We start from the raw sequence: 17,785 nt of genomic DNA, 5'->3' as shown, positions 1-17,785 counted from the left end.
TTTCTCAGGTAAGCCCCTAGGTGTGAGAGGTGTGGCTAATGACAAGTAAATTACCTGTTATAAAGATTAAAGCGCAAAGTAATCACCATGCCATGTTTTTAATGTTAACAGCGCTCATGCTATTTATTATGATCTTAGTATTTAGCCAAGGCTATTGGCGACAATATCAGCTGGTATTGATTTTTATCTACCTTACCTCATTGGTCATTTTTATCACGGGATTAGCTAAGTACCTGCAACCAAAATATAGTTTATGCCTTAATCCTCAAGGCATAAGATATCAACATAGCTATGGCCACTGGCAAGTTAACTGGCAACAGATACAGCGCATTGCTTTAATGAATGAAAGCTTAGGTTTTATACAAGTACAATTACCCTATATTGGTATTCGTCTAAAACATTTATCGACTCTGGCCAAGCAAATTTCGCCGCGCTTAGCCAATCGCCTGATTCATGAACAAAGGCCCTTATTAGCCTTTGCTATTCAACAACAGTTAATTAGCCTGGAGCAAAGTCAGCTTAATTTCGAGCCTTTTCAATTATCTTCAGGAGAGTCACTGATCGGCCCCTTAGCCGCATTTCTTCACCACAGTGCCGTGTTACATCAGGCCTTTGGTTACCATTTATTTCTGCCTGAAACAGCCCTTGACCGTGAGCTTAATGAGTTTTGTACTTTACTAAAACAGTGCATGCAATCATCAGTTGAATATAGCTGAGCAATACTTTACTTATGGCTAATCAATTAAAGCGCAACCTTAGGCATTTTTTCAACCAGTAAATCAATAAAACAACGTACTTTAGGTGATAAGTGTTTTCTACTGGGGTAAATAGCATAAACATCAATAGTTGGAGGAATATAATCGTTAAGTAAGATAACTAATTGTTGCTGTTGCAGGGCTTTTTCCATAACAAATTCAGGTAAGCGGCAAATACCATGACCTGCAAGTACCATGGCCAACTCCATACTAGCGCTGTTGCATAATAACTTAGCTTTCACTTCAACTTGGCTATGTGTGCCATTGTTATGGCTATAGCTCCATTTATTAGCCTGTTTTAAATTACTATAACAAATGCACTGGTGTTCACTGAGTTGCGCTACTGTTGTAGGCACACCAAAGCGTTTAAGGTAATCGTGTGATGCCACGGTATAGCCTTTACAGCTATATATTTTACGGCAAACTAAACTTGATTCAGCCAACTGCTCTGTTGCTCTAATGACTAAGTCAAAGCCATCTTGAACTAGATCAACATGTCGATCATTTAAGTCTAATTCCAGATTTACTTGCGGGTATTGGTGCATAAACGCTGACACCACCTCTTGTAAATGGCTTTGGGCAAAGGAAGTTGGACAACTCACTTTAAGTACACCTTTAGGTTCAATATGACTTTGCTTTAATAAAGACACCGCATCATGAGCATCAAAGACCAACTGCTGACATTGCTCATAGTAAACTTGTCCTTCTGGGGTCAAACTGATAGAGCGAGTAGTGCGATTTAATAACCGTACACCCACACGTGTTTCAAGTTTATTGAGTGTTTTACTAATGTAGGAGTTTGAGTGCCCGGTCGCTATCGCTGCGCCAGAAAAACTGCCACAGTCAACGACTTGGGTAAAGATAACCATGCCGTCAAATAGCTTGGAATCGTGATTATGAGTCATATGGAAATAGTTTTTATCATTTAAAGGTATTAATTACGTTTGGTTATAGCTGTATACTACTCACATCTTAAGACTAAACCAAAGGGTTAGTCACTTATTTACCATTGAACTAAGCATTGAATTAATCATATATCTAAATTATTTAGATAATTACAGGACGCATCATTATGAAATTATTAGCCTTCGCAGCCAGCAGTAGCTCAAAGTCAATCAACAAACAATTAGCAACGTATGCCGCTTCTCTGGTACCTGATGCCACGGTAGAAATATTAGATATTAACGATTATGAAATGCCTTTATTCAGTCAAGATAAAGAAGATGAATTAGGTCAACCCGATGCTGCCAAAGCTTTTTACGCTAAATTAGGCCAAGCCGATGCTATTATCATTTCTTTTGCTGAGCACAATGGCTCTTATACCGCAGCTTATAAAAACTTATTTGACTGGACCTCACGCATCGACATGAAGTTATTTCAAAATAAACCTATGGTTTTATTGGCTACCTCTCCAGGCCCCGGTGGCGCTAAAACAGTATTAACCGCAGCAACAGCCTCAGCGCCTTATTTTGCCGCGGATGTAAAAGCGAGTTTATCCATTCCAAGTTTCTTTGATAATTTTGATAGTGACAAACAAGAAATTACTAATCCGGACCTACTTGATGAATTACAGTCGGCTCTGGCACAGCTAAGCTAAAGAACCGCGGAAATTCACTAAAATCAACTTGAGCTTAGTTAAATTAGCTAGCTCAAGTAACGCCCTCAAGTGGCAATAGAGATAATATTTACCTCCACGTTAACCGTCTAAGTCCCGGCTGAATCGATTAAATGCAGTTAAGTAAACACCTAGCCCATTCGATACCAGTTATGAGCTATAACTTTTTACCCAGACCTTATTACACTTAGCCCTTGAATAGTGCCACCAGTTAGCATAAATTGAGCTACATTATCTTTGCTCAAGACCCATGATTACCCTATGACACCAGTTAGCTACTTCCCACACAAAAATGATGAAATGTATGTTGATGATATTGCTATTAGTGATATTGCCAAGCAGGTAAAAACACCTTTTTATTGCTATTCAAGCGCGGCCATTGAAGCAAGTTTTCAAGATTATCAACAGGCATTTAGCGCTCAAGACACTCTGATTTGTTATGCAGTAAAAGCGAATAGCAACCAAGCGGTACTTGCCACTTTAGCAAAATTGGGCTCAGGCGCTGATGTGGTATCTATGGGAGAAATTCGTCGCGCCATTGCTGCTGGCATCCCCCCAAATAAAATTGTTTATTCTGGGGTGGCTAAAACCCAAGATGAAATCCACTACGCGTTATCCTTAGGTATTTTACAATTTAATGTTGAGTCGGAGCCTGAGCTAGAGTTGATATCGAAAGTTGCCAGCTCACTTAATACCACAGCAGCGATTGCTTTTCGCATTAACCCTGATGTTTGTGCGCAAACTCATGAAAAAATTTCCACCGGAAAGGCAGAAAACAAGTTTGGTATTCCTATTTCCAAGGCACAATTGGCCTATAAAAAAGCCGCAGCGTTACCCGGCATAAAAGTTCAAGGTGTGGATGTACACATTGGCTCGCAATTAACCAGTTTGGCTCCTTTTGCCGAAGCTTACCAACGTATTGCCGAACTGGTTACTGCGCTTCGAGCCGATGGTCATGACATTAGTGTAATTGATGTTGGTGGTGGCTTAGGCATTACCTACCGTGATGAAGTTATTCCCAGCAAGCAAGCCTATGCCGATATAGTCAACGCCCAACTTGACCAACTTAATTGCAAAATAATTATCGAGCCGGGTCGCTCGCTATTGGGCAATGCGGGGATTCTGGTAGCCAGTGTTGTTTTTGTAAAAGAGGGTGAAGAACGGCAATTTTTACTGCTCGATGCTGGTATGAACGATTTAATCAGACCCAGTATGTATGATGCATATCATCAAATTTTTGCCGTCAATAAGGCTAAAAAATCACTAAAAACCTATGATGTCGTTGGGCCTGTTTGTGAAACTGGCGATACCTTTGCCAAAGCGCGGCAAGTGCATGAGTCAAATGCCGGCGATTTGATTGCCATTATGAGCTGTGGGGCCTATGGCGCGGTTATGTCATCAAATTATAATACCCGTATGCTGGCGCCAGAAGTAATGGTTAAAGGCAGTAAATTTGCAATAGTGAAAAAGCGCCCTAGTTATGAAGAAATCATCAATCAAGATATTATACCAAGCTGGCTTTAGCAAAGGTGCCAAGGACAGGCTTATGTTCATCTTTTTATCAAGCGTTGCACCTTAACACTGCGGCCCAAGCAACCTTATCTAGCGCAGGCCGAAAAATTTAATAGCACCTTGCTTCTGCCATTAGCCGGCTTTAAAGGCTGGGCAATATTTGCCAACAGCAGGCGATAATCAACATGGCCATAGAGCACTTACAGAGTAGATAACATGTTTTTCGAACCAGCATAGCCGCCGCGCTCAGCCCATGGTTGTGGAATTTTATTACTGCCATCACCAAAACATCAAGCTAGTGGTAACCTAGCTCAATTTTATTGGCTAATTTTTCATTTAATTATACCAAATCAATTAAGTTTGTTACCACTCAGAGTTTAAAACACTAATTGCTGAGCCTAGTTAGTCGGTAAAATATTTCTCAGCTATATGCTATTAATAAATTAAGCTGTGTTGTAGTTAGGTGTTGGTAATATAGTAAGTTATTGATTTTATAGTGAGTGTTGGTGGTGTGATAAAAGCGAGCGTCACAAGCATGACGGTATATGGATATACCCTTACTAGACAGTGCAGACGTCACATGGATGTGACTTATGAGATAATGCAGGAGCTATTATCCTGAGCACACTGTCCTGATGCTTGTGCAGAGCCCCATGGATGGGTTTATGCGTCTCGCTTATTTACTCGCCGACACTAAACAACAACAACAACAACAACAACAACAACAACAACAGAGCCATAAATTAACATGATGATATTTATTGTTTAATTAACTGAGTTATCGCAATAAGGTAAAACTTATTACGATTTTTTCATTTACATAAGTTTACAAGTTGGCTGTCATCTAAAAATTTGATAGGATCGCGAAAAATTAATCCCTCCAACATTTTAACTGATCAATTATCATTTTTTAAGGATGAACATGAAATCTAAAATAGCTGCTGCAGCTCTGCTGTTATTACCTTTTACTGGCCAATATGCCTTGGCTGAAGAAGCGGTTGATGAAGAAAAATCATCATTAACTATTTCGGCAGAATTAGGGTTTTTATTTACCACGGGTAATACCAAAACTGGTGATATCAAAGCGGGTATAAATCTTAAACATGAAGCAGGACAATGGTTAAATTCATTGTCTTTTAATGCCCTTGCTAAGAAGCTTGAAACAGAAGATGAAATAACAAAAGAAAAGTCTTTTGAAAGCACAGATAATAAATGGGACATCCTAGGGCAGACTAACTACTCGCTAGAAGAAGGTGGTAAAAACTACCTTTACGGCAGCGCTTATTATGAACAAAATAAGTTCAGTAGTTTTCAATACCAAACGTCAGCTTCTTTTGGTTGGGGTCGTCACTGGTGGGAAACTGAAACTAGTTCATTTTTTGCAGATATTGGTCCGGGTGTAAAATACGATGTAATTCGCGCTTCTGATGCGACTGATACTAAGCAGGCGATGGAAGAATACAGTGAAACTGCTGCCATTGTGCAAGCCCAAGCGTTATACACTAAACAAATCAATGACTTTGTTGAATTCAAACAATACTTTGTTGCCAAACAAGCATTCGAGTCTGGTAAAAACAGTGTCTATAAATCAGAGACTTCATTGACTACCAAGCTAATGGAATCTTTACAATTCAAGTTTTCTTTTCGTGTTGATTACGATACTGAAGTAGAACAAGGTTTTGAAAATACTAACACTGAAACATCAGTGACCTTAGTTTATAGCTTCTAATACCAACCAGTATACGGTGAACAGCTTGAGAACTTAGTTGTTTTATCGCTAAGTTAATAGTCAAAAAGGCTGTTATTTCTTTTAGAAAGCAGCCTTTTTTATTGTCTATTTCTTGCTTATGAAAACTTAAACCACTGCTCATTAAACATAAAAAACCAGTCGTTAAGACTGGTTTTTTATTAGTTAACTAGTTAGTAAGGAATCTAGCTAAACTGGTTAGACGTATTGTTCGCGCCGCCAGCTTTAAGGGCATTCTCACCAGCAAAGTATTCTTTGTGATCATCACCCATGTCAGAGCCTGACATATTTTGATGCTTAACACAGGCGATACCTTGACGAATTTCTTTACGCTGTACACCTTTAACATAACCCAGCATAGCCTCATCACCAAAGTACTCTTTCGCCAAGTTATCAACAGACAATGCTGTGGTATGGTAAGTAGGCAAAGTGATCAAGTGATGGAATATACCGGCTTCACGTGCAGTATCCGCTTGGAAACTACGAATCTTGTCATCCGCACGTTTAGATAATTCAGTTTCGTCATAGTCAACATTCATTAAATCAGCACGAACATAAGCCGATGTATCTTCACCCGCCTCGATCATAGCGTCATATGCTTGTTGACGGAAGTTTAACGTCCAGTTAAATGATGGGCTGTTATTGTAAACCAGTTTAGCATTCGGAATTTCTTTACGAACTTCGTTCATCATTGCCGTGATATCGGCAACGTTTGGTGTGGCTGTTTCTATCCAAAGCAAGTCAGCACCCGCTTTAATTGCTTCGATGCTGTCAAATACGCAACGCTCTTCACCGGTTCCTTGACGGAATTGGTATAAACCAGAAGGCAAACGTTTAGGACGAACAAGCTTGCCGTTACGGTTAAAGCAGACATCGCCTTGTGCCATATCAGCTACGTCAATTTCTTCAACGTCTAGGAATGAGTTATATATATCACCTTGATCGCCCGGCTCTTTAACCACCGCAATTTCTTTGGTCAGGCCAGCACCTTCAGAGTCAGTACGTGCAACGATAATACCGTTGTCGACACCTAGCTCTAGGAAAGCATAACGCAAGGCGCGGATCTTGGAATGAAAATCAGTGTGAGGAACCGTTACTTTACCGTCTTGATGACCACATTGCTTTTCATCTGCAACTTGGTTTTCAATTTGCAGGGCACAAGCACCGGCTTCGATCATTTGTTTTGCCATGATATAAGTGGCTTCCGCGTTACCAAAACCCGCATCGATATCGGCAATAATTGGCACTACGTGAGTAACGTGATTATCGATTTTGTCTTGGATGGCAGCTTTGTCGCTATCGCTTGCCGCATCTAGTTCGCGGAAAAGACCACCTAATTCTCGGGCATCAGCTTGACGTAGGAAGGTATAAAGCTCTTTAACCAGAGCGGCTACCGACGTTTTTTCGTGCATAGATTGATCAGGAAGAGGTCCAAATTCACTGCGAAGTGCCGCCACCATCCAACCAGAAAGGTATAAATAACGACGGTCTGTTTTACCATCAAAATGTTTCTTGATAGAAATCATTTTTTGTTGACCAACAAAACCGTGCCAACAACCTAAAGACTGAGTGTACTTAGAGCTATCAGCATCATAAGCGTCCATATCACTGCGCATAATGTCTGCGGTATATTTAGCGATGTCTAGACCCGTTTTGAATCTGTTCTGGGTACGCATGCGAGCAGCAGACTCAGGGCTAATAGCGGCCCATGAACTACCCGCTTGTGCCTTAATGGCTTTAACTGCTTCAATTGCACTTTGATAGTTAGACATATCATTCTCCAAAAGTCTTGTTGTAGATTAAATAGGTGTTATTAGTATTGGCTGATTAACTTGCTAATTGAGACCTTAAATCAAAGGGTCAAACCTTAAGGTGAATATTAAAAAGTAAGTTTTCAAACCGGACTACAAAAACAATAACCTATGTTTAGGGTATTTTTAAAATATATATTTACTATTACCATCATTCACACAATGAATAAAACTTGCCGTTATGCCACTTATCAACCACTTTTTTATCACTATATTGCTAAAAACACATTGAATTAGCTCTTAATTTAGCTTATATCTACCTGACTTATATTTATCGAGAGAGCCATTAACGACATGAATATTTCTAAAATCGATTTAAACCTACTTATTTATTTAGACGTATTATTGCGAGAAAAGAATGTTACTCGGGCAGCAAGCCAGCTTAATATTACCCAACCGGCGATGAGTAATGGCTTAAAACGGCTCAGGACTTTATTTAACGATCCCATTTTAGTACGTACTTCTAATGGCATGGTCCCGACAGAACGTGCTCGCGTTTTAGGTCCAAGTATTCGTAAAATATTGCTTGATTTAGAAGAAGCTTTGCAAGGCGAAGAAGAATTTAACGAATTTAACAGTCAACGTGTTTTTAGGATCATGGCCAGTGATTATGCTGCTTCAACGCTGCTCTCTACGCTACTAAGGTCTTTAAATGAAGTAGCCCCTAATGTCACCTTAGACATTATGACGCCAAGTGATGTTACCTTTCATGATGTAGAGGCAGGTAAAATTGATATGGCGATTAACCGTTTTGATGAATTGCCACAATCTTTCCATCAAAAAACAATTTGGCGTGACTCTTTTTCCTGTTTATTAAGCGCTGACAACCCATTAGTCAATAAATTTAATTTAAACGCTTACCTTAGCGCAAAACACGTGTGGGTTTCAAAAACTGGCTTTGGTGTTGGCGTGGGTATGGATCCTAAAGATGTGCAAAAGCTCGGTTGGGTTGATGAAGCGCTAGCCCGCTTAGGTAAGAAGCGTGACATTAAAGTTTTTACCCGTAATTACCATGTTGCTATGCAATTTGCTTATGAAGATAATTTAATTGCTACTTTACCGACCAAAGCGGCGATGTTACACAAGAATGACAGTAACTATACTATTCTAAAACCGCCCTTTGATATCCCCGACATAGAGTTAAAAATGATCTGGAGTCCCTTATTACATCACGATGCCAGCCATATTTGGTTTAGAAAATTAGTCATTGCTGCGGCACAAACTTGTGAGAATAATAAATAACTGACGATGAAAAATGTGCTTTATACCCTTTTTGCCATCAGTATTAGTTTACTGCTAGGAAAGCTTGTTAACTATTTATTGTCAGGCCTACCAGCAAGCTTATACGGTATGGTTATTTATGCTGTTTTTTTACAACTAAACTGGTTTAGCCCGCATAAGGTTAGCGTTACTAATCAGTGGCTTATTAGAAATATGGGGGTTTGTTTTGTTCCTGCCGGCGTTGGTGTTATTAATCATTTTCAATTAATACAACAACACGGCATAGCCTTGATTACCATTATCTTTAGCTCGACTTTTCTTTTACTGACGGTCATAGGTTGTCTCAGTGAACGCTTTCTTATTACACCTGTACCCGATGATGACAGTACATCCGCAGGTGAAAATAATGCTTGATAGTGTGCTAATTAACACGCCTATTTTAGCAAGTATCGCCATCACCTTGACTACGATTGCCACCTATCAATTATCCGCAAAACTTCAACAAAAATGGCAATCAATTTGGTTAAACCCGATGTTGCTTACCATCATTTTATTAGTACCCCTACTGCTTTTTCTTGATATAACGTATCAGCAATATAGCCAAGCAACTTACTTTCTTAATCTTATGTTAGAACCAGCGATTGTTGCCCTAGGTTTCCCACTTTATCAACAGCTCAGACAGATAAAATTTCATTGGCGGGAGATCATGTCTATCTTAGCCTTAGGTATTATAGTGGTGATATCAGTCAGCTTTATTATGGCGATGATCTTTATTAAAGCCCCTGAAATAGCCATAGCATTAGCACTTAAATCAGTAACCACACCTATTGGTATTACGTTAACCGAGCAATTATCTGGTGATAGCTCCATTACCACTTTTGCTATTTTGCTTGCCGGGCTATTTGGCGGTTTACTCGGTCCTGCTTGGCTTAGCTTTATTGGGGTAAACTCCGCAAAAGCTCAGGGTTTGGCCATAGGTAGTGCCAGTCATGCTATTGGTACCGCGGTGTTAGTTAGGGTTAGTGCTGAACATGGCGCATACAGTTCAGTTGCCTTGATTTTATCCGCCTTACTTACCGCACTGATCAGCCCTTGGTTAGTACCGTTACTGCAGCAATTATTTAACTAAAAGGGCTACCAGCACTCAGCAGCAAGAATCATTCACCATATGAATGCTGTTTATCATAAAGTACAATAATATCATGCTAGCTAAACAATCTATAACAATAATAACAAAATAACATTAATTAACAATAACTTAAATGGAGTCGTAGCCATAATAGTCTGGCCTAGTATAAATTTATAAACTTAAAGCACTATTGCCAGCAGTGATAATAAGCCATAGGATTATCATTAATATTTATTTACAACGCTATTTCAGCGTAACTGCACTAGCAGTGACGTTAGTAGAGAAACTTTCACACCAACATTCTTAACACTTTTAATATAATTTTTTTGAAAAAAAGGTCAAGTTATAATGCCAGCAACAGTAACCATAGAAAACTTAACAGTTAGCCAATGTCTTTTTGACTTTATTGAATATGAAGCATTACCTGGCACGGCCATTAGTTCAAAGCACTTTTGGCAGCAATTTTCCAATATAATTAATGAACTTAGCCCCAAAAACCAACAACTGTTATTAAAACGTGAGGCCTTACAAGCAAGCATAGATAAATACCATCAAGACAATAAGCCCTTTGATTTTGCTCACTACAAGCAGTTTTTAATGACTATTAATTACCTTGTCCCGCAAGTAGCAGACTTTAGTATTAACACCTGTAATGTTGATAGTGAATTAGCGCTTATGGCAGGACCGCAACTTGTGGTACCAATAATGAATGCTCGCTTTGCCTTAAACGCGGTAAATGCACGCTGGGGAAGTCTATATGATGCACTTTATGGTAGCGATGTCATCAGTGATGAAAATGGTGCCAAGCCAAGTAAAGCCTATAACCCAGTACGGGGTAAAAAGGTTATCGCCTTTGCCAAGGATAGTTTAGATCAAGCCCTGCCACTTGTGTCTGGCAGCCATAAGCAAGCGATTAGTTACCACTTAACTGAGCAGCAATTGATGGTAACTTTGACTAATGGTCAACAAACCGCCTTAAAGGTACCCTCAGCTTTTATTGGTTTTACTGGCAGTATCAATAAACCACAATCGTTAATGTTTTCTCACCATGGCTTACATTTAAATTTATTATTTAATGATGAAAGTAATAGTGGTCAGCAAGATGTTACTGGGTTAAGTGACATCATGCTTGAATCTGCTTTAACCACTATTATGGATTTTGAAGACTCAGTCGCAGCGGTTGATGCCGAAGATAAGGTATTAGCTTATCGAAATTGGTTGGGGTTAATGACAGGTAAGTTATCTGCCACGGTAAATAAAAATGGTCAAACCATCACTCGTACCATGAACCCTGATTTTAGCGTACAGACACTGAATGGCGACACAGTTACCCTGAAGGGGCGAAGTTTAATGTTCGTCCGTAATGTCGGTCACTTGATGACAAATAATGCCATTATCGATAGCCAAGGTAACGAAGTACCTGAAGGCATTCTCGATGCAATGATCACCTCTTTAGTTGCCTTGCATGACTTAAAAGGTAATGGTGAATACCGTAACAGTAGTGAAGGTTCAATTTACATTGTTAAGCCAAAAATGCACGGCCCTGAAGAAGTAGCTTTTGCCGATACCTTATTCTCTCGGGTAGAAAAGGCATTGTCATTACCAAGCAACACCATAAAAATGGGTATTATGGATGAAGAAAGACGTACCAGTGTCAATTTGAAGAACTGTATTTTTGCTGCCAAAGATCGTGTGGTATTTATCAACACCGGATTTTTAGACAGAACAGGCGATGAAATTCATACCTCTATGATGGCTGGTGCTATGGCAAGAAAAGCCGATATCAAGTTAACGACTTGGATTAGCGCTTATGAAGATAACAATGTTGATGTCGGCCTGGCTTGCGGTTTTAGCCAAAAGGCGCAAATTGGTAAAGGTATGTGGCCAATTCCAGATCAAATGTCAAACATGTTAGCAACCAAGATAAATCATGTGGAAGCTGGGGCAAATACGGCTTGGGTACCTTCACCTACGGCAGCGACATTGCACGCCCTGCATTACCATAAAGTGAACGTATTTGCTGTACAAACACAGCTTAGTCAACGTAAAGCCGCTGATATTGATGATATATTAACCATTCCACTGGCAAAAAATACCGATTGGAGTGCAACAGAAATAAGCCAAGAGCTAGACAATAATTGCCAAGGAATTCTAGGCTATGTAGTACGCTGGATAGATCAAGGTGTCGGATGTTCTAAGGTACCGGATATCAATGATGTCGGCTTAATGGAAGATAAAGCGACCTTAAGAATTTCCAGTCAACACATTGCCAACTGGCTAACACATAACATTTGTACAACCGCGCAAGTACAGGCAAGTTTAGAGAAAATGGCCCGTATTGTTGATCAACAAAACGCGACTGATGTTAACTATCAAGCAATGAGTGATGACTTTAGCAATAACATTGCCTTTAAAGCCGCTTGCGCATTAATATTTTCCGGTGCTGAACAACCAAATGGTTATACCGAGCCATTACTGCATCAATATCGCTTAGCAAAGAAGCGTCAACAGCGCTAACTAATAGTTAAAGTTAAACTTAAACTTAGTCGCTCAAGCGCTAAACGGAAAAAGTAACCAACACAGGCGCTATTGCATAATAGCGCCTGTGTTGCTTGTCATGCTCAACTAAGCGAAGTCAAAGCGTTAAGCTAGGTTCAACAACTACTTCGAGTTTTTTGTGACTCATGTGATTTTTTTGAAATACTTGGTAATATTTATGCCCTTAAATGGTGCTAATAAATAGACAGCTTATAGGTAATTATTAGCCATTTTACTTTAACAATGTTCTTTAACCAACTTTTACCATCTACCGTGTGAAAGAAGCAACTTATCTCAACTCGCTAGCATAATGAGTAAACAACCAGTAAAGTAACAACTGTTACAATTGAGTAATCTTAAATAATAGCTGCAACTCAAGCAATAAAAGACATAGTGGTTGCGAACAACACCACACTTAACCAGTATATGGGCAAAGCTAAAGGATATAGGCAATGAAATCAGTTAAATTACTATTAGTTAGTTTTACTATCACCTTCGTAATATTGAGCAATATATCCCCGGCACTTGCCAAGTCTGCTATTAAAATACAGTATTTAAATGTGAGCAATGCCTATAGCTCGAGCTATAATAACTACAATTTTATCAAGGTAGTGGCAAAAACACCTAGCACACTAGCCAGTCAATACCGTAATAATTTTTCCACGGGCTTAATTTTGTCAAACCCGACTATGTTAACGCTAGAAAATTCACCCTTAACAATGAATGTTGTCAATAATTCCAATGAGTTTTTTAACAGCGCCATGGCTTTTAGCGACAAGCTAAACCAATTTATTTCATACTTTACCAGCCCGGTTAAAGGAAATATTACTGAGCAGCTAGAGCCAACACCTAAGAGCAAAGTGATAAAGGCAAAATGTAACAGCAAAGTATAGTTAATGACCCGCTATTGATAAACGTTTTACCTTCATAATTGAATAAATTGTGCCATTAATTTAACTTAGATATTATCCCCCCCCATGATCCAGGGTTCAGCTTAGTTAACTAAATATGGGCAAATCGCCAAGCTCTCTCGTCCAACAACTCAGTATTGTTCAGCCCAGTATTTACTAGGCCAAGAATAAACAGTAATACTCTGAGGTCTATTGAGTTAATAGCCATAAGTATGCTAATACCATTGTTTAAATAAAAGTAACTAAGAATATTCACTCAGGGCATTTTGCGTTACTCTGCTATATCAATTTATCTAGCTTGCCTTATCCATGAACAAAATAAAAAAAATACTCACTGGCTTCTTACTTATCAGTTTATTAGTGTTAGCAACGGCATTAACTTGGCTTTACAGTAAAGTTGATAGCGCCCTACCACTACTAGACGGGAAAAAAACCGTTTTTGGCTTAAAAAAAACTGCCATAATTGAGCGAGACCAGCAGGGTATTGCCACGATAAAGGCCGAAAGTAGAGCCGATATTGCTGTTGCTTTAGGGTTTGTCCATGCACAAGAGCGATTTTTTCAGATGGACTTATTAAGACGAAACTCCGCAGGTGAGTTGGCCAGCCTTTTTGGTGTTGTCGCTCTTGATTATGATAAATCGATCCGTAAACATCGCTTTCGCGATCGGGCCAGAGCAATAGTCGCTCAGCTGCCCCAAGAGCAACTTGATTTAGTTAAAGCCTATACTCGAGGTGTCAACCAAGGGTTAAAATATTTATCCTCTTCGCCTTTTGAATACCTTCTGCTGCAACAAGAGCCGGTGCAATGGAGTGAAGAAGACTCAATCCTCACTATTTTTAGTATGTATATAGATCTTCAATACCACGATGGTAAACGTGAGCGTACCCTGGGTTTAATGAAAGCAGTGTTATCGGGTGATGTGTATGCATTTTTAGATCCTAAAGGCAGTATCTGGGATGCGGCAATTGATGGTAGTCAATTATCTCCAGCGCCTATGCCTAAAGAGGCGTGGCCTTCTGCTACAAGTGTTAACCTTGACGGTAAAAATGACATTGCATGGGCTAATAACACACAACTAGCTAATAATATTGCCCATAGATATCAAGGTGATCATTTCCCTGGTTCTAACAGCTGGGCAATTTCAGGCGCGTTAACCTCGACCGGAAGCGCCATTTTAGCCAATGATATGCACCTTGGCATTCGTGTACCTAATACTTGGTTTCGCGCTTCTTTTGAATATCCACATATCACAATTTCTGGCTTAAAGTCCGTTACTGAACAAATTAAAGTCACTGGCGCCACCTTGCCAGGTACTCCAAATATGGTTATTGGTAGCAATGGTCATATTGCCTGGGGCTTTACCAATAGCTACGGCGACTATAGTGATGTGATTGTGCTAACCACTAATGCTGATGACAGCCAATATTTAACGCCAACTGGCTATCAAGACTTTACCTTTCATAGACAGGTAATCGCCATTAAAGGACAAAAAGCCCAAGCGATCACGGTAAAGGAAACAATTTGGGGGCCTGTTATTGGGAAAAACCATCAAGGGAAATCACTGGCCTATCGCTGGGTTGCCCACGATAAGGAAGCAGTCAACTTAACGGCTACTCAATTAGAGCAAGCAAAAACTGTTGAGCAGGCGTTAGATATTGCGGCTCGCTCCGGTATCCCTGCGCAAAATATATTGGTCGCGGATAAAGACGGTGCTATTGGCTGGACCATTATGGGACCAATCCCTATCAAAAAAGGCGCCGTTGGTGAAACACCTCAATCATGGAGCTCAGGGGATAATCGCTGGCAAGGCTATTTAATTCCTTCAGACTATCCTCGCATTGAAAATCCAGAAAACCACAGACTATGGACGGCGAATTCCCGTGTCGTTGGTGGTGAAATGTATGAAAAACTTGGCAATGGTGGCTATGCCCTCGGTGCTCGTGCAAAGCAAATTAGAGATAATTTACTCGCCCAAGAACAGTTTGACGAACAAGCGCTACTTAAAATAGGCCTAGATGATGAAGCCGTTTTTTTACAACGCTGGCAGCAGTTTATTCTTGAGACCGTGTTAACCGAACAAGTACTTGCCCAGCATAATAACTTTGCGCAAGTAAAAACCTTGTTAACAAAACCCGAGGTATTAAGAGCCAGCATTGACTCTGTGAGTTATCGCTTAGTGCGTAACTTTAGAATTAACCTTCGAGATAGTGTTTTTTTCGAATTGAATACCAGTTTAAAAAATATTGATAACGCTTTTAATTTCAAAAGTATTCGCCACCAAATTGAAGTGCCCTTATGGCAGCTTATTAATGAACAACCCAATAACTTCATCATGCTAGGGGAAAACAGCTGGCAAGAGCTGTTTACTAAGGCACTAACCTTAACCCTTAGTGATATGTCGACTAACCAGCCACTCAATGCTGCGACCTGGGGGCAACAAAACAGTTCGGCGATAAAACACCCCTTAAGTAGTGCCCTGCCGCTATTAAATTATTGGCTTGATATGCCAAGTGAAGCATTAGCTGGCGATAGCTATATGCCAAGGGTACAAGGAAAAGCCTTTGGTGCCTCTGAACGTATGGTGGTATCACCGGGGCACGAAATTGATGGTATATTTCATATGCCAACTAGCCAATCAGGTCACCCTTGGAGTCCGTATTATGGCATGGGACATAGTGACTGGGAACAAGGTATAGCTTCGCCATTTTTACCGGGAAAAACGCAGTATAAGTTGACCTTACTTAGCTATTAAGTAGTGTTTAATTACGAAGACAATATTGGCACTATGTTCACAATTTAATAAAGAGATAAACTATGACTATATTAATTATTTGCTTGTTTTTAGCACTGTTTTTACCACTACTGGCAAAAATCCCAGTAGCTTTTGCCATGGCTAAACTTGGCGGATACAACAATAATCACCCAAGAGAGCAGCAAAGCAAACTCACCGGATTTGGTGCTCGTGCCCTCGCTGCCCATCAAAATGCTTTTGAGTCAGTTATTCTTTTTTCCCCCGCACTTCTTTTAGCCCTAGCAACAAACAATAGCCAACCAACAATACTGGTGTTGGCTGTTGTCCATATAATTGCACGAGTGCTCTATAACCTTTTCTATTTGTTAAATATTGGCCTATTAAGATCAATAGTCTGGGCTATTGCTACCTTATGCAGCTTTGCCATAATATTTCAATGCATACCTTAACCACTACTGACAAACAAAAACGTCTAAAGAAACAGTTGACACTATTTAGCTAAGCTAGCTAGAGTAACTACTCAAAGTAAACAGTCAATCAACAATAAAAAGGTAAACTAGTGAGCGAAAAGTTAGATTTAAATGAAATACGACAAGAAATAACGCTTTTAGATCAAGATTTATTAGCTTTGTTGGCAAAACGTCGGGCGTTAACACTTAGTGTCGCGAAGAGTAAAGTGCAACAAATCCGCCCTATTAGAGATCAACAACGCGAACAAGAGCTTTTAATACGTTTAATTAAGCAAGGTAAAATCTTAGGTTTAGATGCTCACTATGTTACCAGTGTATTTCAAACTATTATTGAAGACTCGGTTTTAAATCAACAAGCTTACTTACAAACACTGGCTAATCCTGATATTCAAGTGCCAACCGTTAGCGTAGCCTTCCTAGGTGATAAAGGCTCATATAGCTATCTTGCCAGCCATCGCTATTTTTCCCGTAGAGCAGAGAAAATCATTGAATCAGGTTGCCAACGTTTTTCTGACATATTACATCAAGTTGAATCAGGGCAAGTTGATTACGGCATGTTGCCTATAGAAAATACCAGCTCAGGTAGTATTAACGAAGTTTATGATTTACTGCAACACACTAACCTATTTATTGTGGGTGAAATAACTCAGCCGATAGAACATTGTCTGCTAACGTCGGTAAACACTAGCTTAGATAAAATAAAAACCATATATGCCCATGGGCAACCCTTTACCCAATGCAGTAATTTCTTAGATAAGCAAACTGGTATTCGTATTGAGTATTGTGATAGTACTGCCGATGCCATGGCGCAGGTTGCTAAGTTGCAAGATGAAACCATTGCGGTAATTGGCAGCGAAGAAGGTGGCCACCTTTATCAGTTGCACGCTTTAGAGCACTCTATTGCCAACCAAATAGAAAATCACTCTCGCTTTATTTTAGTTGCTCGAAAAGCAATTGACGTGGCAGAACAAATTCCAGCAAAAACTGCGATTATTTTGTCTACCGGTCAAAAATCAGGCGCCTTAGTAGAATGCTTATTAGTCCTTAAGCAAAAAGGCATTAACATGTGCAAACTTGAGTCTAGACCTATCCAAGGACGCCCATGGGAAGAAATGTTTTATATTGATGTCGAAGCTAATTTAAAGAGTTTTGCCTTGCAAGAAGCAATTAACGAGATGACCCCACATACTAACTTCATTAAAGTGCTAGGCTGCTATCCGATAGAGCATATCAGTCCGACTAGCGTTCCCAGTAGTGCGCTATAGACGGCAATAACATTGTATGGGGCTATATATCGTTAACCTCAACGATATATAGCACTA

At 39.7% G+C, this 17,785-nt stretch carries 14 protein-coding genes; 12 read left to right on the top strand and 2 right to left on the bottom strand.

Annotated features, from left to right (window positions below; all coding sequences use genetic code 11):
* Nucleotides 1–38 precede the first annotated feature (38 nt).
* A complete protein-coding gene (locus CMT41_RS04960) occupies nucleotides 39–716 on the top strand; it encodes a DUF2982 domain-containing protein (protein ID WP_058026522.1) in 678 nt (225 codons plus the stop codon).
* Nucleotides 717–742: 26 nt separating this feature from the next.
* Here CMT41_RS04960 and CMT41_RS04955 read toward each other — a convergent pair whose 3' ends face one another.
* Nucleotides 743–1,660, bottom strand: coding sequence for a LysR family transcriptional regulator (locus CMT41_RS04955; protein ID WP_058026521.1), 918 nt, complete (start codon nucleotides 1,658–1,660; stop codon nucleotides 743–745).
* Between the two features lie 167 nt (nucleotides 1,661–1,827).
* On the opposite strand from CMT41_RS04955, the gene CMT41_RS04950 reads away from it, so the two are divergent.
* The 3 genes from CMT41_RS04950 to CMT41_RS04940 all read left to right on the top strand — a co-directional run bounded on the left by CMT41_RS04950 (nucleotide 1,828) and on the right by CMT41_RS04940 (nucleotide 5,611).
* The gene (locus CMT41_RS04950; RefSeq protein ID WP_058026520.1) at nucleotides 1,828–2,352 is read left to right on the top strand and encodes an NADPH-dependent FMN reductase; all 525 of its coding nucleotides are present in this window, start codon (nucleotides 1,828–1,830) and stop codon (nucleotides 2,350–2,352) included.
* A 279-nt stretch (nucleotides 2,353–2,631) separates the two neighbouring features.
* Complete coding sequence (gene lysA, locus CMT41_RS04945; protein WP_058026519.1) at nucleotides 2,632–3,894, top strand: diaminopimelate decarboxylase; 1,263 nt, start codon at nucleotides 2,632–2,634, stop codon at nucleotides 3,892–3,894.
* A 910-nt stretch (nucleotides 3,895–4,804) separates the two neighbouring features.
* Complete coding sequence (locus CMT41_RS04940; RefSeq protein ID WP_058026518.1) at nucleotides 4,805–5,611, top strand: DUF481 domain-containing protein; 807 nt, start codon at nucleotides 4,805–4,807, stop codon at nucleotides 5,609–5,611.
* A 203-nt stretch (nucleotides 5,612–5,814) separates the two neighbouring features.
* On the opposite strand, the gene CMT41_RS04935 is transcribed toward CMT41_RS04940, so the two are convergent.
* The gene (locus tag CMT41_RS04935; RefSeq protein ID WP_057180073.1) at nucleotides 5,815–7,401 is read right to left on the bottom strand and encodes an isocitrate lyase; all 1,587 of its coding nucleotides are present in this window, start codon (nucleotides 7,399–7,401) and stop codon (nucleotides 5,815–5,817) included.
* Between the two features lie 333 nt (nucleotides 7,402–7,734).
* Here CMT41_RS04935 and CMT41_RS04930 point away from each other — a divergent pair, with 333 nt between their 5' ends.
* The 8 genes from CMT41_RS04930 to CMT41_RS04895 all read left to right on the top strand — a co-directional run bounded on the left by CMT41_RS04930 (nucleotide 7,735) and on the right by CMT41_RS04895 (nucleotide 17,728).
* On the top strand, nucleotides 7,735–8,682 hold the full coding sequence (locus tag CMT41_RS04930; protein ID WP_058026517.1) for a LysR family transcriptional regulator: 948 nt from the start codon (nucleotides 7,735–7,737) through the stop codon (nucleotides 8,680–8,682).
* Nucleotides 8,683–8,688: 6 nt separating this feature from the next.
* A complete protein-coding gene (locus CMT41_RS04925; RefSeq protein ID WP_057180071.1) occupies nucleotides 8,689–9,075 on the top strand; it encodes a CidA/LrgA family protein in 387 nt (128 codons plus the stop codon).
* Nucleotides 9,068–9,790 carry an LrgB family protein gene (locus CMT41_RS04920; RefSeq protein WP_058026516.1) on the top strand — a complete coding sequence of 241 codons (723 nt, stop codon included), beginning with the start codon at nucleotides 9,068–9,070 and terminating at the stop codon, nucleotides 9,788–9,790. Before CMT41_RS04925 ends, CMT41_RS04920 begins: the two co-directional genes overlap by 8 nt.
* 348 nt (nucleotides 9,791–10,138) lie before the next feature.
* Nucleotides 10,139–12,307: a malate synthase G gene (locus CMT41_RS04915; protein ID WP_058026515.1), complete on the top strand. Its 2,169-nt coding sequence runs from the start codon at nucleotides 10,139–10,141 to the stop codon at nucleotides 12,305–12,307.
* A gap of 473 nt (nucleotides 12,308–12,780) precedes the next feature.
* Nucleotides 12,781–13,221 carry a hypothetical protein gene (locus CMT41_RS04910; protein WP_057180068.1) on the top strand — a complete coding sequence of 147 codons (441 nt, stop codon included), beginning with the start codon at nucleotides 12,781–12,783 and terminating at the stop codon, nucleotides 13,219–13,221.
* A 327-nt stretch (nucleotides 13,222–13,548) separates the two neighbouring features.
* Nucleotides 13,549–15,993, top strand: coding sequence for a penicillin acylase family protein (locus CMT41_RS04905; protein WP_058026514.1), 2,445 nt, complete (start codon nucleotides 13,549–13,551; stop codon nucleotides 15,991–15,993).
* Between the two features lie 62 nt (nucleotides 15,994–16,055).
* Nucleotides 16,056–16,442, top strand: coding sequence for an MAPEG family protein (locus CMT41_RS04900; protein WP_057180066.1), 387 nt, complete (start codon nucleotides 16,056–16,058; stop codon nucleotides 16,440–16,442).
* Between the two features lie 110 nt (nucleotides 16,443–16,552).
* Complete coding sequence (locus CMT41_RS04895) at nucleotides 16,553–17,728, top strand: chorismate mutase (protein WP_057180065.1); 1,176 nt, start codon at nucleotides 16,553–16,555, stop codon at nucleotides 17,726–17,728.
* The last annotated feature ends 57 nt before the right edge of the window (nucleotides 17,729–17,785 follow it).

Source organism: Colwellia sp. MT41, assembly GCF_001444365.1.
Taxonomy (GTDB): Bacteria; Pseudomonadota; Gammaproteobacteria; order Enterobacterales; family Alteromonadaceae; genus Colwellia; species Colwellia marinimaniae.
This window is presented reverse-complemented; position numbering and strand designations above follow the sequence as displayed.